At 46.8% G+C, this 23,686-nt stretch carries 22 protein-coding genes, 1 tRNA gene and 1 other annotated feature; of the genes, 7 read left to right on the top strand and 16 right to left on the bottom strand.

The window, feature by feature from the left end; genetic code table 11:
* The first annotated feature begins 125 nt into the window (after nucleotides 1-125).
* Nucleotides 126-1,586 (top strand): potassium/proton antiporter, encoded by a 1,461-nt coding sequence (locus tag ASF99_RS01615; protein ID WP_023467237.1) that lies wholly within the window; start codon nucleotides 126-128, stop codon nucleotides 1,584-1,586.
* Nucleotides 1,587-1,651: 65 nt separating this feature from the next.
* Here the strand turns inward: ASF99_RS01615 and ASF99_RS01610 are convergent, their stop codons facing one another.
* From ASF99_RS01610 to ASF99_RS01590, 5 genes are all read right to left on the bottom strand, one after another.
* A complete protein-coding gene (locus ASF99_RS01610; RefSeq protein ID WP_023467236.1) occupies nucleotides 1,652-2,275 on the bottom strand; it encodes a DedA family protein in 624 nt (207 codons plus the stop codon).
* A 16-nt stretch (nucleotides 2,276-2,291) separates the two neighbouring features.
* A complete protein-coding gene (locus tag ASF99_RS01605; protein WP_023467235.1) occupies nucleotides 2,292-2,513 on the bottom strand; it encodes a hypothetical protein in 222 nt (73 codons plus the stop codon).
* Between the two features lie 166 nt (nucleotides 2,514-2,679).
* On the bottom strand, nucleotides 2,680-3,654 hold the full coding sequence (asnA, locus tag ASF99_RS01600) for an aspartate--ammonia ligase (RefSeq protein WP_035398809.1): 975 nt from the start codon (nucleotides 3,652-3,654) through the stop codon (nucleotides 2,680-2,682).
* Between the two features lie 66 nt (nucleotides 3,655-3,720).
* Nucleotides 3,721-3,968 (bottom strand) — a binding site (T-box leader).
* A 144-nt stretch (nucleotides 3,969-4,112) separates the two neighbouring features.
* Nucleotides 4,113-5,000 carry a carbohydrate ABC transporter permease gene (locus ASF99_RS01595; RefSeq protein ID WP_023467233.1) on the bottom strand — a complete coding sequence of 296 codons (888 nt, stop codon included), beginning with the start codon at nucleotides 4,998-5,000 and terminating at the stop codon, nucleotides 4,113-4,115.
* A complete protein-coding gene (locus ASF99_RS01590; RefSeq protein WP_023467232.1) occupies nucleotides 4,997-5,884 on the bottom strand; it encodes a carbohydrate ABC transporter permease in 888 nt (295 codons plus the stop codon). Before ASF99_RS01590 ends, ASF99_RS01595 begins: the two co-directional genes overlap by 4 nt.
* Nucleotides 5,885-6,050: 166 nt before the next feature.
* Here ASF99_RS01590 and ASF99_RS01585 point away from each other — a divergent pair, with 166 nt between their 5' ends.
* Complete coding sequence (locus tag ASF99_RS01585; protein WP_023467231.1) at nucleotides 6,051-7,730, top strand: formate--tetrahydrofolate ligase; 1,680 nt, start codon at nucleotides 6,051-6,053, stop codon at nucleotides 7,728-7,730.
* A gap of 16 nt (nucleotides 7,731-7,746) precedes the next feature.
* Nucleotides 7,747-8,703 carry an alpha/beta fold hydrolase gene (locus ASF99_RS01580; RefSeq protein ID WP_041254998.1) on the top strand — a complete coding sequence of 319 codons (957 nt, stop codon included), beginning with the start codon at nucleotides 7,747-7,749 and terminating at the stop codon, nucleotides 8,701-8,703.
* Between the two features lie 73 nt (nucleotides 8,704-8,776).
* Here ASF99_RS01580 and ASF99_RS01575 read toward each other — a convergent pair whose 3' ends face one another.
* Nucleotides 8,777-9,196 (bottom strand): hypothetical protein, encoded by a 420-nt coding sequence (locus ASF99_RS01575; protein WP_023467229.1) that lies wholly within the window; start codon nucleotides 9,194-9,196, stop codon nucleotides 8,777-8,779.
* Nucleotides 9,193-9,738 carry an imm11 family protein gene (locus ASF99_RS01570; protein WP_023467228.1) on the bottom strand — a complete coding sequence of 182 codons (546 nt, stop codon included), beginning with the start codon at nucleotides 9,736-9,738 and terminating at the stop codon, nucleotides 9,193-9,195. The genes ASF99_RS01575 and ASF99_RS01570 overlap by 4 nt, the downstream gene beginning before the upstream one ends.
* A 169-nt stretch (nucleotides 9,739-9,907) precedes the next feature.
* On the opposite strand from ASF99_RS01570, the gene ASF99_RS01565 reads away from it, so the two are divergent.
* Together ASF99_RS01565 and ASF99_RS01560 are read left to right on the top strand one after the other, a co-directional pair.
* Nucleotides 9,908-9,981, top strand: a tRNA-Gly gene (locus ASF99_RS01565).
* Between the two features lie 152 nt (nucleotides 9,982-10,133).
* Nucleotides 10,134-10,943, top strand: coding sequence for an MBL fold metallo-hydrolase (locus tag ASF99_RS01560; protein WP_023467227.1), 810 nt, complete (start codon nucleotides 10,134-10,136; stop codon nucleotides 10,941-10,943).
* A 53-nt stretch (nucleotides 10,944-10,996) separates the two neighbouring features.
* Here ASF99_RS01560 and argF read toward each other — a convergent pair whose 3' ends face one another.
* The 7 genes from argF to argC are packed head-to-tail and all read right to left on the bottom strand — an operon-like array spanning nucleotide 10,997 to nucleotide 20,160.
* A complete protein-coding gene (gene argF, locus ASF99_RS01555; RefSeq protein ID WP_023467226.1) occupies nucleotides 10,997-11,926 on the bottom strand; it encodes an ornithine carbamoyltransferase in 930 nt (309 codons plus the stop codon).
* A complete protein-coding gene (carB, locus tag ASF99_RS01550) occupies nucleotides 11,923-14,955 on the bottom strand; it encodes a carbamoyl-phosphate synthase (glutamine-hydrolyzing) large subunit (protein WP_055966657.1) in 3,033 nt (1,010 codons plus the stop codon). Before carB ends, argF begins: the two co-directional genes overlap by 4 nt.
* Nucleotides 14,945-16,003 (bottom strand): carbamoyl phosphate synthase small subunit, encoded by a 1,059-nt coding sequence (locus ASF99_RS01545; RefSeq protein WP_023467223.1) that lies wholly within the window; start codon nucleotides 16,001-16,003, stop codon nucleotides 14,945-14,947. The genes carB and ASF99_RS01545 overlap by 11 nt, the downstream gene beginning before the upstream one ends.
* Nucleotides 16,000-17,145 carry an acetylornithine transaminase gene (locus tag ASF99_RS01540; RefSeq protein WP_023467221.1) on the bottom strand — a complete coding sequence of 382 codons (1,146 nt, stop codon included), beginning with the start codon at nucleotides 17,143-17,145 and terminating at the stop codon, nucleotides 16,000-16,002. The genes ASF99_RS01545 and ASF99_RS01540 overlap by 4 nt, the downstream gene beginning before the upstream one ends.
* On the bottom strand, nucleotides 17,111-17,884 hold the full coding sequence (gene argB, locus ASF99_RS01535) for an acetylglutamate kinase (RefSeq protein ID WP_023467220.1): 774 nt from the start codon (nucleotides 17,882-17,884) through the stop codon (nucleotides 17,111-17,113). Before argB ends, ASF99_RS01540 begins: the two co-directional genes overlap by 35 nt.
* Complete coding sequence (argJ, locus tag ASF99_RS01530; RefSeq protein ID WP_035398822.1) at nucleotides 17,881-19,098, bottom strand: bifunctional glutamate N-acetyltransferase/amino-acid acetyltransferase ArgJ; 1,218 nt, start codon at nucleotides 19,096-19,098, stop codon at nucleotides 17,881-17,883. The genes argB and argJ overlap by 4 nt, the downstream gene beginning before the upstream one ends.
* Nucleotides 19,099-19,128: 30 nt before the next feature.
* Nucleotides 19,129-20,160, bottom strand: coding sequence for an N-acetyl-gamma-glutamyl-phosphate reductase (gene argC / locus ASF99_RS01525; protein WP_055966654.1), 1,032 nt, complete (start codon nucleotides 20,158-20,160; stop codon nucleotides 19,129-19,131).
* Between the two features lie 507 nt (nucleotides 20,161-20,667).
* Between argC and nhaC the strand changes: the two genes are divergently transcribed.
* A complete protein-coding gene (nhaC, locus tag ASF99_RS01520) occupies nucleotides 20,668-22,044 on the top strand; it encodes a Na+/H+ antiporter NhaC (RefSeq protein ID WP_023467215.1) in 1,377 nt (458 codons plus the stop codon).
* A 259-nt stretch (nucleotides 22,045-22,303) separates the two neighbouring features.
* Nucleotides 22,304-22,513, top strand: a complete 210-nt coding sequence (locus ASF99_RS01515; protein WP_023467214.1) for a DUF3006 domain-containing protein — start codon at nucleotides 22,304-22,306, stop codon at nucleotides 22,511-22,513.
* A gap of 91 nt (nucleotides 22,514-22,604) precedes the next feature.
* Here ASF99_RS01515 and ASF99_RS01510 read toward each other — a convergent pair whose 3' ends face one another.
* Both ASF99_RS01510 and ASF99_RS01505 read right to left on the bottom strand, forming a co-directional pair.
* Nucleotides 22,605-23,057 (bottom strand): hypothetical protein, encoded by a 453-nt coding sequence (locus tag ASF99_RS01510; protein WP_023467213.1) that lies wholly within the window; start codon nucleotides 23,055-23,057, stop codon nucleotides 22,605-22,607.
* 2 nt (nucleotides 23,058-23,059) lie between these two features.
* Nucleotides 23,060-23,605, bottom strand: coding sequence for a TlpA family protein disulfide reductase (locus tag ASF99_RS01505; protein ID WP_023467212.1), 546 nt, complete (start codon nucleotides 23,603-23,605; stop codon nucleotides 23,060-23,062).
* Nucleotides 23,606-23,686 lie beyond the last annotated feature (81 nt).

Below are 23,686 nucleotides of genomic sequence, written 5' to 3'. Positions count from 1 at the left end.
GCAATGAAGAGAGAGAAAGTTGTCCGGTGTGGTGGAAAATATTGAACAATCGTTATCCGAGTCTTTTCATCGGAATTGTTGTATCATGAAACTAGAGATTCTTTTATGAATAGGAGTTTGATGCCATGTCCTTGCAACTCACGATTTTATTGATTGGTATATTGCTGTTTGCCGCCGTGTGGACGACGAAGTTATCAAGTCGTCTGAATATTCCTGCTCTACTGATTTTTATCGCTCTTGGTATGATTGCCGGAAGCGACATTACCGGGTTCATTCGTTTTGACGATGCGGAACTGGCTCAGCTTCTTGGAACTGTCGCCCTCATCATCATTTTATTCGAAGGTGGTCTACAAACGGTTTGGAAGGAAGTGCGTCATGAATTAGCCCCTTCCCTCTCGCTTGCGACGTTCGGGGTCTTCATCGCTACATCCATCGTTGCCGTTGCTTCCCATTATATTCTAGGGTTTAGTTGGGCGAATGCTTTTTTACTCGGGGCAATCGTTGGTTCGACGGATGCCGCTGCCATCTTTTCTGTCTTGAGTGGTCAGCCGATTCGACGAAAAGTCGGATCAACACTTGAAGTCGAGTCCGGTACGAATGACCCGATGGCCGTCTTTTTGACTGTCTTGTTCCTTGAGTTCGTGACGAACCCTGAAGAAGCATCGCTCTTATCGGGACTTGGATCACTCGTTTGGGAAATGGCGATGGGACTTCTAATTGGTTTGTTCATCGGATGGGCAGCTTCGACATTGATCAATCGGATCGATTTGTCCTCTTCTAGCTTTTATCCGATCATGCTCATGTCGTTTGCTTTCCTGTCTTTCGGTTTAGCTGATACGTTCCATGCAAGTGGATTTTTAGCCGTTTATGTCACAGCGATCTACATCAGTAATCATGAACTCGTCTATCGACAGACACTCGTTCGTTTTACGATGAGTATGGCGCATCTTGCTCAAATCGGAATGTTCATCGTGCTCGGTCTGCTTGTCTTTCCGAAACAATTGCTCGATGTCCAGGTCATCCTATCTTCCATTGCGCTGGCGCTGATCTTAATTTTCATCGCTCGTCCTTTGTCAGTCTGGGTGAGTCTTCTTCCGTTTCGTTATTCGTGGCAAGAGAAGGTCTTCATTTCCTTTGCTGGCCTAAAAGGAGCGGTACCGATCATTCTCGCGACATACCCTCTCGTTGCGGATATCGAGAATGCATCGATGATCTTCAATATCGTGTTTTTCACAGTCTTACTATCTACGCTAATTCAAGGGAGTATGTTGACGTTTCTTTCCGAGCGATTACGACTGAACGAAACACAGACTTCTGCTATTCATACGGTCATTGAATTCATGTCGATTGGTAAACCGAACGCCGAAATTATTGAGTTAACGTTACCAATGTCCCATCCATTCATTGGAACGACGATCTCAGAGATTGATTTGCCACAAGAATTTTTGATCACTGCCATCATTCGTGATGATCAAATCATCACACCGCGTGGCGACACTGCCCTTGAAGGCAATGATCAACTGTTATTGCTGACACCAAAACATCGCATCAAAACACTGAAACGATTTTTGTTCCCACCCGCTTGAGCTTCATATAAAAAAGGGAGTAGATGCTTGCCATCTACTCCCTTTTTATATGTTCACTTATTCTATTATTTCGTCTTTGTGTCTTGCGTCTGTTCCTTCTGTTTTGCTTTAGAGCGACGATAAAGGATATACCCTCCAAGAATCACGACGATTCCACCTAAGATCCACCACAACTCTTGCTCTAATCCTTTTAGCATCGATTCCGCGCGTTCTACTCCAAACCGTTCACCAACCCAAATGTAGAAGAAGGAAACTGGGAAAAGTCCAATACTTGAAGCGAGTAGATAACGTTTGAATGATAAGCCGAACAAACCACATGGAATCGAGACGACCGAGCGCACGACTGGGAAGAAGCGTCCGAACAAAGCAGACCATGTGCCGTATTTCGCGACGATGCGCTCCCCTTGCTCAATTTCTTTTTCTTTAATCAGTAACCATTTGCCGTACCGGATAAGTATCGGACGACCAGCATAACGACCTAAAAGATAAAAGACCGTCGCGCCCATTAGACTTCCTAAAAAACCGACAAGAACAGCAACTGTCCAACTGACTGTTCCGTTCGATACATATAGACCAAGTAATGGTAAGCCGACTTCTGCTGGGATCAATTCCGTACCAAGACCAACGATCATAATTCCTAAAAACAGCCAGAGATTGGATTCTCCGGCTGAGAACAACCATTCCAACATACAAGTAACCCTCCGTTCATCCTCTCGCTGGACGGAGGAGATAATAGATGATGACGACTAGTGTCGTCCAGACGCCTGTGAAGATTCCGATGATCCCGACAATGAAGAAACCGAGTGCAACGATTGAGCCTGTCCGTTTATAATCCCGCCACATCGTTCGTAAGCCCTTAATGTTAAACCAAAGAAACGCAATGAACAAAATAGGGATGAGTATCCCAACAATTAATAGAGAAGACATGCTTTCACCTCTTTCTTATTTATTGTTATCCCCATTCTATCAGGAATCGACACGTCTTTCCTCCGCCTGAGGTCGTACGAACCTAAAAAAGGGCACGCTTCCGAATCGGAGCATGCCCTTTGCTTTATAAAACTTCCTGTTTTGACGCTTTCTTACTATATATATGTCAGAGCAAGTGGATGCCTTCCGCTTGAAGACTTTTACGCGTCTCTTCTGACCAGACAGAAGCTTGGACTTCGCCGATATGACGCTTCTTCAATAAGAACATCGCCATACGAGATTGACCGATTCCTCCACCCATCGTTAACGGTAGACGCTCTTCGAGTACACCTTGATGGAATGGGAATGCCAATTTATCTTCTTCTTGAGCAATCGCTGTCTGTTTCAACAACGCTTCACGATCAACGCGAATACCCATTGAAGACAATTCGAATGCTCCGATTTCTGGGTGGTGTACTAAAATGTCACCGTTGAGCGTCCAGTCATCGTAGTCAGCCGCTCGACCATCATGCTTCTCACCTGAAGCCAGTGCGCCACCGATTTGCATGAGGAAAACGGCACCATATGCTTTCGTGACTTCTGTTTCACGTTCTTTCGTCGAAAGTGTCGGATACGCATCCTCTAACTCTTGTGTTGTCATAAAATGAATCGTTTCCGGTAAGATTGCTGAAATACCATACTCCGCTTCTACTTCTTGTTCGACTTGGCGAATCGTTGCATAAATCGCTTGTACCGTTTCTTGTAAATAAGCACTCGTCCGTTGTTCTTTCGTGATGATCCGTTCCCAGTCCCACTGATCGACGTGAATGGAGTGTGTCGCATCCAGCATCTCATCGCGACGAATCGCATGCATCAACGTGTATAATCCTTCTCCCGCTTCAAATCCGTACGTATGAAGCGCTTGACGCTTCCACTTTGCAAGAGATTGTACGATTTCAAGATCTGCTGTGTGATCCAAAGCATCGAAACGAATGATTCGCTCTACGCCGTTGAGATGATCGTTGACACCGAGTGTACTTTCTACGAACAATGGTGCTTCGACACGTGTCAATCCGAGTGTTGTCGAAAAGCGTTCTTCAAAGCGTTTCTTTACGAGTGTGATCGCTTCCTGTGTGTGTTTCATCGATACGAGTGTTGTCATGGTGGTGTTCCTCCTCAATTGTGTTTTGAAAAAGAAGCCATAAAAAAGAGCCCTTCTTTCCCAAGAATATGGGACGAAAGACTCGGTTCCGCGGTACCACCCATGTTAGCAACGATGTTGCTCACTCAAAAGACGAATCACTTCATCTTCGGCCTTATGATAACGGACAGGCAACTCCGGCTACGCCTACTGACATTCGGGTTCGGGTAGCGACTCCGGGAGGTTCTTCGCATCTTGCTTCCGACTGGGCTCTCACCATCCCCAGCTCGCTATACGGTCGTACAAGGTGTTACTCTTCCCTTCAACGTCGTTGTTACAATTGAATTGAGAACATCGTACAACAGGTCGCAAGCATTTGAAAAGACTTTTTTTCAAAAAAAATAAAAGTTGTCAGATTAATCTGACGTGTGAATCATGAAAAAAGCGTTCTCGCAGAAGCGAGAACGCGCTTACAAAAATTATTTGATCGATCCACTCGTAATTCCTTGAATGATCTGTTTTTGCAAGGCAAAGAAGAACAACAATAACGGAATGATCCCGAGGACGAGTCCGGCAAGTGCTAAGTCCCACTGCTTCGTATATTGACCGAAGAAATAGAACGTCGCGAGTGGAATCGTCCGTAAATCGACGTCTCGTAACATCAGCGATGGCAGTAGGAAATCGTTCCAAATCCACAGCGTGTTCAAGATGATGATCGTGACCGTGATGGGCTTGAGTAATGGGAACACGATGCGCCAGAACACACCCCATTGTGAACAACCATCAATGATGGCCGCCTCCTCGATTTCTTCAGGAATCGACTTCATGAATCCATGGTATAAGAAGATTGATAATCCAGATCCAAAACCAAGATACATCAGAATCAATCCCCAATAACTGTTCTGCAATCCGAGATCACCAGACAATTTCGATAAGGGAATCATGATCGACTGGAATGGAATGATCATCGCCGCAACGAATAAGAAAAAGATGATCGTCGACAAGCGTGTTTTCGTCCGGACGAGTTTCCAGGCCGCCATCGAACAAAAGATGATGATGACCGCGTTAGCACCGACTGTAATGATGACGGAGTTTAAAAAGACTTTTCCGAAGTTCATGGCTTCCCATGCTTCTGAATAGTTGGACGTCATCCATTCCTTTGGTAGACCCGTTGTGTTCGTAAAGATATCGCCCTGCGTCTTGAAAGAATTCGAGACAACGTAATAAAACGGGATCATGTACAGTAGCCCCATCAATAAGGCTGCCAGTTCGACTGTTCCAAGACGGAGTGAATAACGACCTCTCGTCTTTTTAGAGCGCTTCGGTTTCTCCTCTTGCGGAGTGGGTAATGGTTGTGCTGTACTCATGCTTCCACCTCCCGTTTTTTCGTCAGATAGACTTGAGTGACTGTAATCGCTGCAACAACAACGAAGAAGATGATTGCCTTCGCTGATCCGAGTCCAAGATTATTATTCGTAAACGATTCTTTGTAAATGTTTAGAGCAAGCATCTCGGTCGATTTGAATGGTCCGCCATTCGTTAGGGATAAGTTCGTATCGAATAACTTGAAAGACCATGAAATCGTCAAGAAGAGACAGATTGTGACCGACGGCATGATCAGTGGCAACGTAATGTTCCGTAACGTCGATAGACGATTGGCACCATCGATTTTTGCCGCTTCAATCAGCTCTTGTGGCACGTTTTGCAGAGCCGCGATATAGATGACCATGATGTAACCGCCACCTTGCCAAATCGAAACAATGACGATACCCCAGAATCCTGTCCGGGCATCTCCTAACCATGGAAGTTCAAATATACTCCACCCTGTCAATTCACCGATCGATGCGAAGCCTTTGACATAGATGAACTGCCAAACGAAACCGAGGATCAACCCACCGATCAAGTTCGGCATGAAGAAAATCGTTCGTAAGAAATTACGTGTGCGAATATTTTGTGTCAATAAGAACGCCAAGATGAAACCGACGACATTCGTTAAGATGACGGCAACGACCGTATATTTCGTCGTCAACCAAAATGACTGCTGGAACTGCTCGTCACTCGTAAAGAGACGGACATAGTTATCAAAGCCGATCCAATTCAATTCTCCGGTTACACCGTTCCAATCCGTGAACGAATACATAACGCCATTGAAAAACGGTACAAGCACGATCACTGCGAATACAAGAAAGACCGGTCCGACGAAGAGCCAAAAATCAAGACCGCGTTTCCACTTCTTTTGTCCAGATGTCATTGTTTCATCCCTCCTCCACTCTACAGTACGTCTTTCTCTAACACTTGAACACGTCACCATTTGACCCATTGGGTGGAAAATATTGAACGTTTTCCTTTGGCGCGTTCGCACTAGATACGCTACTATTAGAAAAAAGAGAGATCCAATCAAAGAGGGAGTCGATACCATGGAAAAGACCATTCGTTCAGACTTAGAAATCGCACAACAAACCGTCTTACGCCCGATTCGAGAAATTGCGGACCGGATTGGTTTGCAAGAAGAGGATTTTGATACGTACGGAAAGTATAAAGCGAAGTTGACAGATGGACTGTTGAACCGATTGGCAACGAAATCTGACGGGAAATTGATCCTTGTCACAGCTATCAATCCGACAGCTGCCGGTGAAGGAAAATCAACCGTCACTGTCGGACTCGGACAGGCGTTGCATCGGGCAAACCATAAGACGATGATTTGTTTACGGGAACCCTCACTCGGTCCGACGATGGGCTTAAAAGGTGGCGCGTGTGGTGGTGGCTATAGCCAAGTTCTACCGATGGAAGAGATCAATCTGCATTTCACAGGCGATATGCATGCGATCACATCTGCTCATAATACAATCAGTGCCTTGCTCGACAATCACCTGCATCAAGGTAACATCCTTGGTATCGATCCGCGTCGTATCGTCTGGAAACGCGTTCTTGATTTGAATGACCGTGCCTTGCGCCAAGTTACGATTGGTCTTGGTGGTCCTGCGCATGGTGTGCCGCGTCAAGATGGATTCGACATCACGGTCGCTTCCGAAATCATGGCGGTCCTCTGTCTAGCAGACTCCATTTCGGATCTTGAACAGCGGTTGAGTCGCATCGTCGTCGCCTATACGTACGATCAACAGCCGGTTACAGTCAAAGATATTCAGGCATCAGGAGCTGCGACGTTACTCCTGAAAGATGCGTTCCGCCCGAACCTCGTTCAAACCGTCGAAGGAACACCAGCACTGATTCATGGTGGACCGTTCGCGAACATCGCACATGGCTGTAACTCTTTGATTGCAACGCAAACTGCACTGAAGCTAAGTGATTACGTTGTCACAGAAGCAGGATTCGGAGCCGATTTAGGTGCCGAAAAATTCTTCAACATCAAATCACGGATCGGCGGACTTCACCCGGATGCCGTCGTTATCGTCGCTACGGTTCGTGCCTTGAAGATGCACGGAGGTGTCGACAAAACGCAACTCAGCGAAGAAAATCTCGCCGCCTTAACAGATGGTCTTGCGTTACTTGAAAAACACGTCGAGACGATGAATCTGTTCGGTGTCCCTGCCGTTGTTGCCTTGAACCGTTTCTTCACCGACACGGAAGCAGAACGGAATATGATCTTGGAATGGTGTCAGGATCGTAATATTCGTGTCGCGGAAAGTGAAGTCTTCAGTAAAGGGGGAGCTGGCGGCGAAGCACTCGTCACGGAAGTCATGCAAGCTCTTGAGGAACCGAGCCAGTTCCGCCCTCTGTATCCTGACGTCTTACCGCTTCGTCAAAAGATCGAGCGTATCGCAAAGCGTGTCTACGGCGCAGCCGACGTTCATTTTGAAGACAAAGCGCTCCGCGAACTCGAACGGTGTACGGAGATGGGATTGAATGAGTTACCGATTTGTATGGCAAAAACACCCTTTTCTTTAACGGATGATCCTGCTCGTTATGGTCGTGTCGAAGACTTCACGATCACGGTCCGCGAAATCCGTCCATCGGTTGGTGCAGGGTTCATCGTTGCATTGACTGGGAATGTATTAACGATGCCAGGATTACCGGCAGTTCCTGCCGCCTTCCACATGGGCGTATCGGAAGACGGACAGGTATTTGGACTTTCTTAATGAGAGGATGAGTTACATGACGATTGATCATTCACATTGGATAGCCTCTGACGGCTATACTACGACATTGCATAGCCTCGAAGCCCACGACCCTAAAGGAGTCGTGATCGTCTTTCACGGGATGATGGAGCATGGCGCGCGGTATGAGGAATTCGCCGAATTCCTCTATGCGCATCATTACCACACGATCATCGCAGACTTACGCTGTTTCGGAACCCGAGCAGCACAGCTCGGAACACTTGGACACCTCGAGCCGAATCAAGGGTTTAAACAATTGATGCAGGATGCAGAAGAACTCGTCTCTGACATCAAAGAGCGTTATCCGACGCTACCGGTGTTCATCTTCGGTCATAGTTTTGGTTCGTTGATTGCTCGCCGAATCGGTCAAACACTCGGTCATACAGTAGCTGGAATCATCGCGAGCGGACCCCCGACAAGTACAGGTTTACTCGGTGATGTCAGCCAAAAACTCGTCGAACGTCAAATCCATCAGTTGTCAGCAATACACCCTGCTGAACGGTTTGGACAACTCGTGTTCGGACGGTATAACTTACGTTTTTTCCCAGCACTTTCTAAAAATGCTTGGCTCTCTTCGGATCCTCAATCCGTCATGCGCTATGATGCAGATCCATTGTCCGGTCAAACAGTCACGCTTGGGTTCTTCCACGAACTCTTACATGCAACGAAACTCGTCAACGCACTTGCTTCCATCTATCAGCATCCACGTCATTTACCTCTCTTATTGCTTGCTGGTGGAGATGACGCGGTCGCGTTCGACGGAAAAGGTATCCATCATTTGTTTGATATGTATAATCGTGTCCGTGTCGATGCTGTACAGCTGACGATTTATCGAGGGTTACGTCATGAGCTCTTCCATGAGTTCGAACGCATCCGCGTTTTTGCCGATATCGCGAGCTGGTTGAATAAACAAGTCAATCCTGCAGCTAAACAGTCATCTTCCCGTTCTTCTTAAGCTACATCGATCGATATAAAAAAAGGCAGCGAATCCTTGTGATCCGTTGCCTTTTGCACTTCTATCGTATCCTTCATTGAATCCAAGTCAGTGAAGAAATCATAGCTTCGATTTCTTCGATTTCAAGCGTCTCGCGTTCTGCAGAGTACGTCAATAAGACTAACCGTTCCCCGTCCGAATACGCGTAGATCCGTAAGAAGATATCTTCTTCTTTCCCATCTACTGCAAGCAACGCTTCTTTTGTTGAATTACGACGGACTTCAAGTGCTCCTGTTAGTTCGATGCCGAACTCTTCCACCAACAGATTGATTTCTTGTTCCGCCGCCTCATACGGTGTCAATTCTTCTGAATCGGACTCATAAATGGATAATTGGAGCGTTCCCATTGCATTTTCATCCGTCGAATAAAAACTGACATATGTCTCTTCTTCTTGATATTCGAATACCTTTGGATATTCTAGCGTGATCCAATGATCGACTGTGTACTGTTTCATTTGAATTCCTCCATTCGTTGTATCTCTTCAAAGCGGATACCCGTCACAGCCATACGCTCGAATTGTCGAGCGAGTTGAGCAGAGACGAACATGCGATGCGTGCGCTCATCTCGCATAAGATGATGCGGACAAATCGAATCGCTGATTCGTCGCTCTGTCAAAAAATAGACGCGTCGTCTCGGGACCGGACGGAATACATCCGTCGTATGTAGATGTTCGATCCGACTGACAGATAAGAGATTGAGAAGATAGTACGGAACCACTCCGTCCTTCGTCTCAAGATGTACCTTGAGACATTGTACAGAAAAAGGCGCGTATGCTGCAATGACGCGTTGCACACGTTCCGAGACGAGCGGCAGATCGAATGTGTTTGGAAGGACATCCGGTAGCAAATCCGCATCTTGATTGATGGAAAAAGCAAGTACACCTACGTTATGGAACCACTCTCCTATCAATAAGCGATGACGATCGAATTGATGGTGACAGATCGCCTTCCATCCTTTTCCCATCGGCTGTTCGCTCCAAACTCGCACTTCATTCACCAGACACTCTCTCCTCTACCCAACTTTACCCATATTGCAAATCAAGATTACCATTGGAAACGATTAACTAGTATTATTGTACACCGAATCTTAAAAGAAATTGCTTTTTTTCATAAAAGTTATGGAAATGCCCTCTTTGCTATGCTACTATATTTCATGTAGCCAATACGCGGGTGTAGTTTAATGGTAAAACCTCAGCCTTCCAAGCTGATGACGAGAGTTCGATTCTCTTCACCCGCTCCAATTATGACATAACATAGGTCTAGGACCATTTCCCTCTAGAGGGCAGGCGACTCGCGACGTGCGAGTCGTCTTTTTTATTGATTCTGCTGATGATTCCAACGAATTTATGGGTATACAACGATATAGATAGAGATTCGTAAAGGAGGATTCGTATGATTCAGATGAAAATGCCCGGCGTGACGATCTATCAAAGTACACTCATGAAAACGACTTCGACATTAATCGAGACGCCTGATTGTCTGATCGTCGTCGACCCTGGCTGGCTTCCCGATGAGATTGCAACGATTCGTCGAGACGTCGAAATCGTGCGTCGCGAACGACCATTATACGTCGTCTATACGCATGCCCATTTCGATCATATTTTAGGAGCCTATGCCTTTACGGATGCCATCGTCATCGCTTCTAAACCGTTCATCGATGTCGACCGACAAGAAGCGCTCCAAGCCGTACAAGATTTTAATGATGAATTCTATATCGATTCTCCCGTCCTTTTCCCAGACGTGACACATGTCATCCATGAGTCTGAGACGATTTTAACGATCGGACAAACGAAGTTAATCTTCTTTTTGACGCCCGGTCATGAAGCGACTCATCTTTCCTTCATCGTCATGCCACTTCACTTGTTAGTCTGCGGCGATTACGCTTCAGACGTTGAAATCCCCTTGATCGAACACGATTCCTCTGAGTATTTGACGACGCTCGAGTTACTCGAGTCGTTCATTTATGAATATGAAGTCAAACTCTTGATTCCCGGACACGGTCACATTTGTGATATCCGAACAGAGATGATCGAACGACTTCATCAGAGCTATGATTATATTCTTGCCCTCCGTGCCGGAAAAGAATCCGACTGGGCTCCATCTTGGCAAACGACTCCTTTTATGAAACGTCTGCATGAAAAAAATAAGCGACAAGTCAAAAAAGAACAAGAAGAACGATTAGCCCGACGCCATTATGATTAACTTCGCTCAACTAAAAGACTCGGTCGCCAAATTGGTGACCGAGTCTTTTAGGGTTATCCAAGTAATGTGACGAGCAACGCTTTTTGTGCGTGGAGGCGATTCTCAGCTTGATCGAAGATGACCGATTGCTTGCCATCGATGACGTCCGCCGTGACTTCCTCCCCGCGATGCGCCGGAAGGCAATGTAAGAAAATAGCTTTATCATTTGCTTGATTCATGATATTGGCATTAACCTGATATCCTTCAAATGCTTGCAGACGCATCGTCGCTTCTTCTTCTTGTCCCATACTCGCGAAGACATCCGTATATACGACGTCTGCACCACTCGCTGCTTCCTCAGGATCCGTCATGACGATGATGTTTCCACCCGTTTCCTTCGCAATGACTTGTGCCTCATGAACGATTTGTGGATCAGGAGCATACGCCTCCGGCGCACAGATGCGAACTTCCATTCCACTGAGCGCTCCACCAATCATCAGCGAATGGGCCATGTTATTTCCGTCCCCGATATATGTCAAAATCTTTCCAGATCGTGTTCCAAATGTCTCTTCGATTATCAGCAAGTCAGCAAGGACTTGGCACGGATGGTGTAGATCCGTCAATCCATTGATGATTGGAATCGTACCGTGTGCCGCAAGTGTGTCGACGATCTCATGACCGAACGTCCGAATCATCAGGGCATCGACGTAACGGCTCATGACTTGAATCGTATCTGAGAGCGGCTCCCCCCGCCCGATTTGCATATCTGCTCCACTTAGCACGATCGGATGTCCACCGAGTTCGACGACACCCACCTCAAACGATAGACGTGTTCGCGTCGATGCCTTTTCAAACAATAAGGCCACTTTTTTATGGCTTAATGCGTTTTGGTAGACACTCGGCTGATGCTTGATGTCTTTCGCGAGTGCCAATAGCTCCGTCAGTGCTTCCGGCGTCAGTTCCGCCATCGTCAAGAAATGCTTTAATTGTTGCATCGTCTTCATTTTACTTCCTCCTTGATCGGCTCTGTCCATGTATGAAGTGGCTTCACAGCATAAGAGGACTTTTCTATCGCTTGTAGATGATAATGCGCTAATTCAGGTTCTGTCAGGACTTGTACCCCGGCAGCAAGCGCTGCTTCGCGACTCGCTTTTTCTTCTATCACGTGCGAATAGAAAATCGCACATTGTGCCCAGTCAATCGTTTCATCTAATGCTACACCCGTTCCGAAAGCCTCTGTATCTGCTCCAGCAACGATGATGTCTCTCGTCGTCAAATGTCGTTTTGTCGTCTCGTCGAAAATGAAACGTTCCAGCGCCAGTCCGTCTGTCGTCCATTGCAGCGTTTCACCTGTCGAACGCATGACGGGACCTGTTTTCGGATCGACGCCTTGTAGTTTCAACGTTGAAAAAACAGGGGTCTTGACGGCATGGAAATCAAGTTTCGTCTGTTCCGTTGGTAGTGCGACCGCTTGACCGACCGCTGCTTGGACTGCCCACTGCAAGATCGGTTGACCGGTTACTTTGGCGACGATTGGTAACGTGCGGGAGGCACGTGGATTGATTTCTAGCACGTAGACTTGATCGTCGTGCAAGACGAATTGGATATTGTACGCTCCTTTATAATCCATTCGTTGCCCGATCATCTGTGCAAATCGCTCGATTTCGCTCTCAACGGTAGCGCTGAGCGATACAGGTGGCAGAATCATCGTTGAATCTCCAGAGTGAACCCCTGCCCGTTCCAATTGCTCCATCAAAATCGGAACGTACGTCGTTGTGCCGTCCGTAATACAGTCGACTTCGATTTCCTTTCCTTGGAGGTAGGCATCCACGAGGACAGGGAATGCTAATTCAGACACGATCGTCTCTAATTGCTCTTGATCGTGGATGATATGCATTCCCTTACCTCCGATGACATAGGAAGGACGAATCATAACCGGATAACCGATCGTTGTTGCAACTTCTGTCATTTGTTCATGCGTCGCCACTTCTTGTCCTGGAATACGATCGATACCGATATCATCTAAAAATTGATAGAACCGCTCACGGTCTTCCATTTGGTCAATGACATCTGCCGTCGTTCCGAGAAGATGATAACCGGCGTTCTCCAAACCAGACGCCAGCGCAATTCCCGTTTGTCCTCCGAACTGGACTAGGACGTCTTGGCAATCCTCTGCTTCTAGCACATGCATGACGTCTTCAAGTGTCAACGGCTCGACATACAGGCGATCTGCGACTTCGAAGTCGGTCGAGACGGTCTCTGGGTTATTGTTAATCATGATCGTTTCATAACCGGATGCTTGCAATGCACGTACCGCGTGAACGGAGCAATAATCAAATTCGATTCCTTGACCGATTCGAATGGGTCCCGCACCGATGACAGCAACTTTCTTTTTCGTCGATGCTGTGACTTCCGTTTGACCACTCCAGTTTCCGTAGAAATAAGGTGTCGCACTCTTGAACTCTCCTGCACATGTATCAATCATATGATAGACAGGGAGGATGCCTTTTTCTTTACGTAAGTGCTCGATCTCTACAGCACTAACACCTGTCAGAAGCGCAATTTGTTCGTCCGTGAAGCCCATCATTTTGGTTTGCTTTAGAGAACTTTCATTCGATACATCGATGTTTTGTTGCTGATCGACGAGGCGTTGAAGTACTTTGACGAATAAAGCTTGTACTTTCGTCTGTTCGACGAGTGATTCGACGGTCGTCTCCTTGCGATCGAGTAGCGCGAGCATCGCAAGCAAGCGACGATCCGTCGGCGCCATCACTTCCTTCCACAACGCATCCGATTCCGCTGTTTTCATCCATGTCGGATAAAGAGGCGATTGCTCGACTCCTGCACCGCGCCACGCCTTTTGTAACGCTTCTTCTAACGTCTTCCCCATCGCCATGCTCTCACCCGTCGCCTTCATTTGTGTTCCAAGCGTCCGGTTACTGCCAGTAAATAGATCGAATGGGAAACACGGCACTTTTGCCGTAATATAATCCATCGTTGGTTCAAAACTTGCCATCGTTTCTTTCGTGACAGGATTGATGCAATCGTCGAGTCGCTCACCGAGCGCAAGACGTGTCGCTAATTTTGCGATCGGATATCCCGTCGCCTTGGAAGCAAGTGCCGAAGAACGACTGACACGCGGATTGACTTCAATGACGAAATAGCGTTCTTCCGTCGGATGGATTGCGAATTGAATGTTGCATCCACCGATGACACCGAGATGCGATACGATTTTACGCGCTTCCGTACGCAATTGTTGATTCATTTGATCCGAAATCGACTGAATCGGTGCAAAGACGACCGAGTCTCCAGTGTGGACACCGACAGGATCGATGTTTTCCATGTTACAGACGATGATCGTCGTATCTGCGCTATCACGCATGACTTCATATTCGACTTCTTTATAGCCAGCGATACTCACTTCAACCAAACACTGTGAAATCGGACTTGCTTGTAGACCGTTCTGCGCCAACAGACGTGCCTCGTCCTTCGTTACTGCGATTCCGCCGCCCGTTCCACCGAGCGTAAAGGCTGGTCGGATGACGAGTGGTACCCCGTGTACTGCCATGAATTCCTCAAGCTCTGCTAACGATTCGATCGTTTGACTTTCCGGGAGCGGTTGCGCGAGTTCGATCATCTTTTGCTTGAATCGTTCACGATCTTCTCCGTCTCGGATCGTCTCAAGCGAAGTCCCTAGAAGTTCGACACCGTATTGTTCAAGTACGCCTGCTTCTTCGAGTGACATCGCAAGATTGAGTGCCGTTTGACCGCCGACCGTCGCTAGGAGATGGGATGGTCGATCTTGTTCGATGATGGCTGTTGCTTTTTCAAGAGTCATCGCCTCAATATAGACATGATCTGCCGTGCTCGGATCCGTCATGATAGTAGCCGGATTCGAATTCATTAAGATGACCTCGCATCCCGCTTCTCGAAGCGCCTGACAGGCTTGTGTGCCGGAATAATCAAATTCTGCTGCTTGCCCGATGACGATCGGACCCGAACCGATGACGAGTACTTTCTGTTTATCCCACATATGCTACCTCCTGATGTAATACGCTATTTACGAATTGATCGAAGACGACCATCGCCTCTGTCGGTCCTGGACTCGCTTCCGGGTGAAATTGGACTGTCATGATCGGTAGTACCGGATGAATCAATCCTTCAACGGATCCATCATTGATGTGTTCGTACGCAAGTTCCATCTCAGACGCTTCGATACTTTTTACATCAACGGCATAACCATGATTTTGAGACGTCATGAACACTTGTCCGGATGCTAGATGACGCACAGGATGATTCGCTCCTCGGTGTCCGTGATGTTGTTTTAATAAGGTACAGCCGAAGGCATGAGCGAGAACCTGATGTCCCATACAAATACCAAGTGTCGGATAGCTCGTCGCCAGTTCACGGATTCCTGAAAGGAACGGGTCTAATTGTGTTGGATCACCAGGTCCGTTGGAAAACAGTAGACCATCTGGAGCCAGCGCTTGAATCCGTTCCGGTGTCGTATCATATGGCACGACCGTTACACGCATATGGCGTTCAAGCAAAGCATCGATCATCGATTGTTTCACACCGTAATCGATACAGACGATGTGCCCCTGTTCGACTTCCGGTACGTATTCGATGTTTGAAGTCGTTGATACGGAAGCGATGTATGCTGTGTCGATTGACGCAGTGACGCTCATATCCACTTGCATCATGTCACCGAATTGATCGCCTTCCGTCCGTAATAGATGCACAAGAGAACGCGTATCGACTCCCGACAAAATCGGCACATTTGCTTCACCCAACCAACTCGCGAGCGATGTTCCTTCCCCGTCCTCAGCCAAAGTTTGGACGATGACACCAGCGACTTGAATCTGGTTGCTTTCTGACGCTTCCGCTTGAATACCGTATTGACCGATCAACGGGTATGTGAAGACAAGAATTTGTCCTTGATAAGATGGATCCGTCAAGACTTCCTGATATCCTGTCATTCCTGTAAAAAAGACGACCTCTCCTTTGACTGGAGCTGTTCCTTGCCACGAACCGGTAAACGTCGTTCCGTTCGCAAGCGTTAATTTTCCGGATTGTTTCATACGATGACCTCCTGTTGACAAACAAGTTGTATTTTTTCGATGGCGTGCATGAGTTCCTGTTCTGTCACGAATAATGATGGCAACAAGCGAATGACATGAGGACCAGCCGAGACGACGAGAAGACCATTCTCACGCAAAGCGTCAATCAGCGGTGCAACAGGCATCACACACTCGATACCAATCATCAAGCCACGTCCGCGAACAGAGCGAACGATGGATTTAGGTAGCTTTTGCTCTAATTGCTGTCTCAAAAATTCGCCTTTTCCTTGAACGTCTGCCATGACAGTGTCATTTAACAAAAGGTCAAGTGTGGCTTCCGCAGCTGTCATCGCGAGTGGATTTCCACCAAAGGTCGAACCATGCGATCCAGGTGTAAATACTTCTGCCGCTTCTGCCGTCGCGAGTAGCGCACCGACCGCAAGCCCACTTCCGAGCCCTTTCGCAAGAGTGATGATATCCGGTACGAGTGGTGTCTGCTCAAACGCAAAACGAGAGCCTGTTCGACCGATGCCAGTCTGTACTTCGTCGACGATGATTTTGACATCGTATTGTTGCGCTTTCTTCATCAACGCTTCGAGCCACGCATCGTCAGCAACGACGACCCCACCCTCTCCTTGAATGATTTCGAGCCATACGGCAGCAGTTTGTTCCGTAATCGCTGATAGGCTCTCCATCTCGTTAAACGATAGATGTTTGAAGCCATTCACCATCTCCCCGTATCCCGCTTTGATTTTCTCCTGTCCTGTTGCGCCCATCATCGCAAATGTCCGTCCGTGGAAAGATTGTTTAAATGTGACGACTTCCGTTTTCCCTGTCCATTTTCGAACGAGTTTGTACGCCGCCTCGTTTGCTTCCGCACCACTGTTACAAAAGAAGGCATGACTGAGATGACTGTCTTCCGTCAGTCGCTCGGCGACCCGCTCTTGTGCCGCGATTTGAAACAGATTCGACGTATGCCAAATTTGATTCAATTGTTCCTCTAGCCGTTGCTGAATATAAGGATGACGGTGTCCTGTGTTGCATACAGCGATTCCCATGATGAAATCAAGATACGTCTTGCCTGTCGCATCTTCTACGATCGACCCTTGTCCTTTGACCAATTCCACATCAGTACGTTGATAAGTGGGTAGTAGTGCACTCATGTAATTCCTCCTTGATTCGTGTCCCTGCAGCTAACGCATTTTTCCCAGACCGAATGACGACCTCTGGAATACCATGCTGAGTGGCCTGCATCATCGCTTCGACCTTCGGAATCATTCCTCCGTAGATTTCCCCCGACGCTATCGCAGCTTCGATGGCTGCAGACGTGATTTCTGATTGATAGTCACCGTTTACTTTTACACCCTCAACATCCGTCAACAATTCAAATCGGTCGACAGACCAAGCTTTCGCGACAGCAATCGCACACGCGTCCCCGTTACTGTTCAATACACCTTGCTCCCCTGTGACGAGAGAAGTGACGACAGGCACATAACCATTCGTACTCAACACCGTGAATAATCGTGGATGAATGTGCGTGATCTGACCGACTGCCCCGAGTCCTTTGATCGTTTTACCATGGACGCTTGCGCCGTCTAACCCGCTCATCCCGACGGCAGGAATCCCCGCTTGATTCAACTGCTGGACGATACCGGATTGGACTTCCCCTGCTAAGATTCGTCGCGCCCCGAGTAAGACACCATCCGTCGTTACACGGACACCGTTTCGAAACACGGGTTTGATTCCCTCTTGTTCACAGTAACTCGATAGAAGAGGACCACCTCCATGGACGATCAATAATTCGTTACCGGTTTCGACCCACGCTTTCCATTCCTCGAAATACCGCGCATCCAGTTGCTCCCACACACTACCACCTAGTTTGATGACTTTTCGTTTCGTCATGTCCGGTAACTCGCATTGATTTTGACGTAATCGTACGTCAGGTCACAGCCGTAAGCGTGTCCTTGTCCTACTCCATCATGCAAATCGATATGAATATGGACATCCTGCTTTGCCAGTTCCTGCGATGCAACTGCTTCATCGAATAAGACAGGCATGCTCTGTTGCAACACCCACTGCGAACCAATTTTGATGTCAACGTTTGATACATCGAGTGGCTCCTTAATACTTCCGACAGCAGCGATGATTCGTCCCCAGTTCGCATCTTCCCCAAAGATGGCTGTTTTGACGAGAGACGATCCGACGACTTGTTTGGCGATCATTCGTGCTACTTCATCGGTTTGTGTTCCCGCTACCGTCACCTCAATCAACTTCGTCGCGCCTTCCCCGTCCCGCGCAATCTGTTTCGCTAAATCTTGGCAAACCGTTTCGATCGCCTGTTCGAATGCCAACGCTTCGTCCGTTCCTTCAACGATCGTTGCGCCCCCTGCAGCTCCGCTCGCTAAAATCATGACCATGTCATTTGTCGAACTGTCTCCATCTACGGTAATGCAGTTGAACGTCCGATGAATCGTCCGACGCAACACCGTCTGTAAGACATCCGGTTCAATCGTTGCATCGGTCGTCAAGAAACCAAGCATCGTCGCCATGTTCGGATGAATCATCCCTGATCCTTTCGCCACGCCACATACTGAAATTTGGACATCCCCTTGCATGTATTGTTGACCAGCTGTTTTCGTACCAGTATCGGTCGTCAGGATCGCGTGAGCAAAATCATCCGCGGCATCCTTGTCATTTGTAGGCATCAGCTGTGGAATACCTGCCAGTAACGTATCAATGGCTAACGGTTGACCGATGATCCCTGTTGAAGCAATCGCGACTTGTTCTGGAGCAACATTTAAACTTTTCGCCATCGCTTGTTGCGACATATACGCATGGGATAACCCTAGTTCCCCTGTACACGCATTCGCGTTCCCGCTGTTAACGAGGACGGCATGAATACGACCTTGTGACGCCTGAATCGCTTGTTTCGTCACGGTGATTGGTGCTGCTTGCACCTGATTCGTCGTATAGACAGCTGCAGCGCTTGCTCCTACTTCACACCAGATTAGACCTAAATCCTTCCGCTTTCGTTTCAGACCCACATGTATTCCCGATGCTTGAAATCCCTTCGGTGTCGTGATCGTCAATGGGGTCTTTACTTGTACTTGCCACACAGGCGTTCCTCCTCTTTCTTTTTCTCTTGATTAAATGTAGATCGGCTGTTGCGTTAAACCGGATGTCTCATCAAAACCAGCTAGAATGTTGGCATTTTGAACGGCTTGTCCGGCAGCTCCTTTTTGCATGTTATCGATGACTGAAACGATGGTCACTCGCCCTGTCCGATCATCCTTATAAACGGTCAAATCACAGTGATTACTCCCGACGACGGATTTGATTTCCGGATCAGCCTGTTGGATTCGGACGAATGGTTCCGTTGCATACTGGTCCGTCAACCAAGATCGCCACTCCGTTTCCGATAAATCGATCAACGGCTGAACCGTCATAATCGCCATGATGCCTCGATTGATCGGTAGTAGTTGGGTCGAGAACGTAATCGGATGCGATGATCCGGTCCATTCGAAAAGCGCCTGCTCAATTTCCGGGATGTGCTGATGCTGATTCACTTTATACAAGCGAACGTTTTCGCTTGAATGGACATGATGCGTTTGTGCCGTCAACGTTTTCCCTGCTCCCGTCAGACCAGAAGAAGCCTGAATGATGATTTGAGATGGATCGATTTTTTTCTCTTTTAAGAATGGTGTTAGTCCAAGCAAAACTGCTGTCGCGTAACAGCCTGGATTCGCAATCCATTTGCTCGCAGTAACAGCTTGACGATTCCATTCTGGTAATCCATAAGTTGCTCTTTGTTGTAACTGGGCATCAATAGGTTCCTTGTCATACCACGTTGCATATGCTTCAGCTGGAAGTCTCAAATCGCCACTTAAATCAATGACGTAACCGGACCAGTTTTGAAGTTGTTCTAAGTAATGCTTTGAAATCCCACTCGGTGTCGCTAAGAACACCATGTCCGTCTCGGTTTCCATCAAATGATCCACCGAAAAGGAAGATAACGAAGAATATGTTTTTTTATTCATAAATGGGAATACGTCATGCATGGATTCCCCCGCCATCGAGTCACTCATCAAGCATATGATCTCAAATGAAGGATGTGATTCTAGTAGGCGAATCAGTTCAATTCCGGTGTATCCTGTTGCTCCGATGATGGTACATTTCATATCAGTACGCTCCCCTTCAAAGAATGTTATACCGATTTAAACATATGTATATTTATACTGTCAATTGAATTTTTATTAGTTTTTACACAAAAAAAGAAGCGTTGAAGCGATTGTCTTCTATAAGACAGTCCCTTCAACGCTTCTTTTACACGCATCTACTTAACGCTTTTCCGCACGTTGCGCTACGAGATGATCAATCCCAAATACGCCTGCACCCATGATCGCGACGACTACTACAAAAATCAATGTAAACATATGTATCCTCCTCATCGTTCACAAAAATGTCATTTGATACTTCTTATTGTGCAAGATTTGAACAAAAAAAGAAAGCGTTTACGACAAAAAATCGTCACATTTCTATTTTTTTATATTTTTTATCGACACTCTTATGGTTGACGTCCTCCATAATATTCGTTAGTATTACGTTTGTTCAATGCTTTTGTGCATAAAAGCGTGTTAGCAACAGAGCGTTATCATACTCTCATATTCATATAAGGAGGTGGAAGCATGCGCATGTCATTCCGTGAATCCGCAGCTATCCTAGGAATCAGTATCATCATCTTATTGTCCGCGTTATTCGGTGCTAAAGCCGAACCGCATCTTGCCATCTTGTCTAGTCTTATTTTCGTCTCAGGATATGCCGTTTACCGCGGTTTTAAGTTCGAGGACGTCGAACACCATATGATTCAAGGTATTCGGGAAGCGATTAAACCGATCTTGATCATGTTGCTCGTTGGTATGACAATCGCGGTCTGGATGATGAGTGGCGCAGTGCCGACCCTTCTCCATTTCGGGTTATCGACCCTTTCAGCGACTTGGTTCGCACCGAGCGCTCTTCTGATTGCGATGGTCGTCTCGACCTTTACAGGTAGTTCGTTTACAACGATCGGTACGGTCGGTGTTGCCTTGATGGGTATCGCAATCGCACTGGGCGTCAATCCTGCACTTGCAGCAGGCGCCATCATCAGTGGAGCTTGTTTCGGAGATAAGATGTCACCTTTATCAGATACGACGAATTTCGCGCCCGGAATCGTCAATGTGTCTGTGTTCGATCATATTCGTTTCATGATGGGAACGACGATTCCCGCTATCACGATCACATTCATCTTATTCTTCATTTTCGGACGTAGTAGTGGAAATGTTGATTCATCCGTTGTTCAAACGACACAGCAGGAGTTAGCTCGTTTGTTCGACTTGTCACCTTGGACGTTGCTTTCACCGTTGCTCGTCATGGTGTTAGCATTACGTAAGATGCCGGTCATCCCAACACTTGTTGCTGGTGTTTTAAGTGGATTGTTGTTAACAGGTCTTGTACAAGGAAACTGGAATATCTCGAACTGGATGGCAGTCATTCAGAACGGATTAAAACTAGAATCTTCTAGTGAGACGGTTACATCCATCATTAGTAAAGGTGGATTGCAATCGATGATGTGGTCCGTTTCACTCGTCATGCTCGCGCTCGCTTTCGGTGGCGTCTTGCGTGGTATCGGTGTCATCGATGTCGTCATTGAACGAACGGTTTCCCGATTGAAGCGCGATGGCAGCATCATTTCATCGGTTGCCTTATCATCGATCGGTGTTAACTTCATGGCTGGAGAGCAATACTTGTCCATCTTGCTTCCGGGTCAAGCATTCAAGAAAATCTTTGAAGAGCGTCAGATTGATCCGCGTTTCCTTTCTCGTTCACTCGAAGATGGAGGAACACTCGTCAACCCACTCATTCCGTGGGGAGTTTCTGGAGCATTCTTTGCTTCTACTCTTGGTGTCCCGGTAACTGAATACATCCCGTTCGCATTCTTTTTACTCCTTTCACCATTGTTTACGTTTTTACTCGCATTTCTTCGTCCAACGAAAATCGAAACAAAACAATCTCTCGCTTCTTGAGTCTATTTCATATTAAAGATCCGATATGTCCTATCGGGTCTTTTTTTCTTACCAGTATCTCCTTTATTTCCTGTTAAATACGTCAGATTTAAGACGAAAACGGCTTGGAATCACGTTTTTTTAAAGAATCATGTGTAAAGATGAAATGAACTGGGAATATACCAAACATAAGATTAAAAATTACAAAGAATGATAGAGAGAGAGTACGTTCCTGATCGACCAAGGGATGACTTCGATGTAATTTGTGGGAGGAGTTAATATGATCAAACGTGGTACGCTGGAGCGACTTGACGGCAAATATGCTGTCCTGCTATGGGAAAATGGTTCAAGTTTCATTCCACGACGTTATTTACCACCTGAAGCAAGGTTAGGCGATACGATTATTTTTGACGGTACAACCTATACGTTAGATGTCAGTAATTCATCACCCTCTTCCTTTCAAACATTTTCGTTTCGGCAAATGGGTTGATGATCGATAAAAAGCCATTCAGTACCATGAATTGACTATAGAGAAGGAGTTTCTCTCATCAGTCTTTCATGAAATGAATGGCTTTTTCGCTTTATCTACGCACATATAGGGAGTGACCATGACACGATGGGCAGGAAAAGTGATCGATATCGGATATTTCGATTCGCTCTAGTATCGTCTGATCATGTGGGCATTCGTAAAGTGGTTGAACGACATCTAGTTGTAAAAATAGGGCACACCAAAACCGATTCGAAAATCGGTGACAAGTCGGACAGTGGTATAAATCCAATTGATACGGTACCCAACCATCCGCTAATTCCTCCTGATAAAGCTGATAGTGCTGAATTAATCGAAATCGATTCCAGTCGTCTACATACGTCCGCTGTAAAATCGGTTCATGCATCGACGGAACGAACCAAAGCGGGAGACCTGTCATGAACGCTTCGACCCCTTGCGTCAAGACAGCAGGAAATGTCGGCCAACCATCTAGTTGACCGAGTTGGAATGTTTGTTGAAAGGAGCAGTTGTGGCATAGGAGTTCCATTGTCATCCTCCTGTTCGTTTCACCATCTCTTTTAACATCTGTTCCGTTACAGGACCGATGTGCTTCGAAAGAATCTTTCCTTTCCGGTCTAATACATAAGTCGCTGGCATTGCTACGAGACGATAAGCATCTTCTGACGTTCCCATTCGGTCATATAACACAGGATATTCAACAGGTGTCTGCTTCAGAAAATCGGCAACATCCGAAACACGTCGTTCTGATGTCGTGACATTGATCCCGTAAACGGGTACATCTGTATGTCGTGCAAAGGCATTTAGTTCTGGAATCTCTTGTTTACAAGGTGGACACCACGTTGCCCAAAAATTAATGACAAAGACATCATGATTGATTTCGTCTAGATCAATGGTTTTTCCTTCTTGACGCAAGGATAGGTTCGGGGCTTTCATCCCTACTTCGAGACCACCTTGTGATACTTGTTTTTGTTGTTGCTCCACTTTTTTTTGTTTTGCATCATATGTTTGATAACCTTGATAGGCAATGCCGATAATAGCAATCGCTAGGATCAGATAGATCAACGGTTTTTTCACATCTAACCCCCTCCTTCTTTGTTCAGTGTAGCAGACTTCCTCTTTTCGACTATCTACTTTTATCAACAAAAAAGCGAACTC

This window comes from Exiguobacterium sp. Leaf187 (assembly GCF_001423925.1).
In the GTDB taxonomy this organism is placed as follows: Bacteria; Bacillota; Bacilli; order Exiguobacteriales; family Exiguobacteriaceae; genus Exiguobacterium_A; species Exiguobacterium_A indicum.
Note: the sequence above shows the minus strand (reverse complement) of the source record. Positions and strands in the feature narration are given on the sequence as shown.

Coding starts and splice junctions, on each gene's coding strand:
- ASF99_RS01615 (WP_023467237.1), top strand. CDS start 126: ATGTCCTTGCAACTCACGATTTTATTGATTGGTATATTGCTGTTTGCC.
- ASF99_RS01610 (WP_023467236.1), bottom strand. CDS start 2,275: ATGTTGGAATGGTTGTTCTCAGCCGGAGAATCCAATCTCTGGCTGTTT.
- ASF99_RS01605 (WP_023467235.1), bottom strand. CDS start 2,513: ATGTCTTCTCTATTAATTGTTGGGATACTCATCCCTATTTTGTTCATT.
- asnA (WP_035398809.1), bottom strand. CDS start 3,654: ATGACAACACTCGTATCGATGAAACACACACAGGAAGCGATCACACTC.
- ASF99_RS01595 (WP_023467233.1), bottom strand. CDS start 5,000: ATGAGTACAGCACAACCATTACCCACTCCGCAAGAGGAGAAACCGAAG.
- ASF99_RS01590 (WP_023467232.1), bottom strand. CDS start 5,884: ATGACATCTGGACAAAAGAAGTGGAAACGCGGTCTTGATTTTTGGCTC.
- ASF99_RS01585 (WP_023467231.1), top strand. CDS start 6,051: ATGGAAAAGACCATTCGTTCAGACTTAGAAATCGCACAACAAACCGTC.
- ASF99_RS01580 (WP_041254998.1), top strand. CDS start 7,747: ATGACGATTGATCATTCACATTGGATAGCCTCTGACGGCTATACTACG.
- ASF99_RS01575 (WP_023467229.1), bottom strand. CDS start 9,196: ATGAAACAGTACACAGTCGATCATTGGATCACGCTAGAATATCCAAAG.
- ASF99_RS01560 (WP_023467227.1), top strand. CDS start 10,134: ATGATTCAGATGAAAATGCCCGGCGTGACGATCTATCAAAGTACACTC.
- argF (WP_023467226.1), bottom strand. CDS start 11,926: ATGAAGACGATGCAACAATTAAAGCATTTCTTGACGATGGCGGAACTG.
- carB (WP_055966657.1), bottom strand. CDS start 14,955: ATGTGGGATAAACAGAAAGTACTCGTCATCGGTTCGGGTCCGATCGTC.
- ASF99_RS01545 (WP_023467223.1), bottom strand. CDS start 16,003: ATGAAACAATCCGGAAAATTAACGCTTGCGAACGGAACGACGTTTACC.
- ASF99_RS01540 (WP_023467221.1), bottom strand. CDS start 17,145: ATGAGTGCACTACTACCCACTTATCAACGTACTGATGTGGAATTGGTC.
- argB (WP_023467220.1), bottom strand. CDS start 17,884: ATGACGAAACGAAAAGTCATCAAACTAGGTGGTAGTGTGTGGGAGCAA.
- argC (WP_055966654.1), bottom strand. CDS start 20,160: ATGAAATGTACCATCATCGGAGCAACAGGATACACCGGAATTGAACTG.
- nhaC (WP_023467215.1), top strand. CDS start 20,668: ATGCGCATGTCATTCCGTGAATCCGCAGCTATCCTAGGAATCAGTATC.
- ASF99_RS01515 (WP_023467214.1), top strand. CDS start 22,304: ATGATCAAACGTGGTACGCTGGAGCGACTTGACGGCAAATATGCTGTC.
- ASF99_RS01510 (WP_023467213.1), bottom strand. CDS start 23,057: ATGGAACTCCTATGCCACAACTGCTCCTTTCAACAAACATTCCAACTC.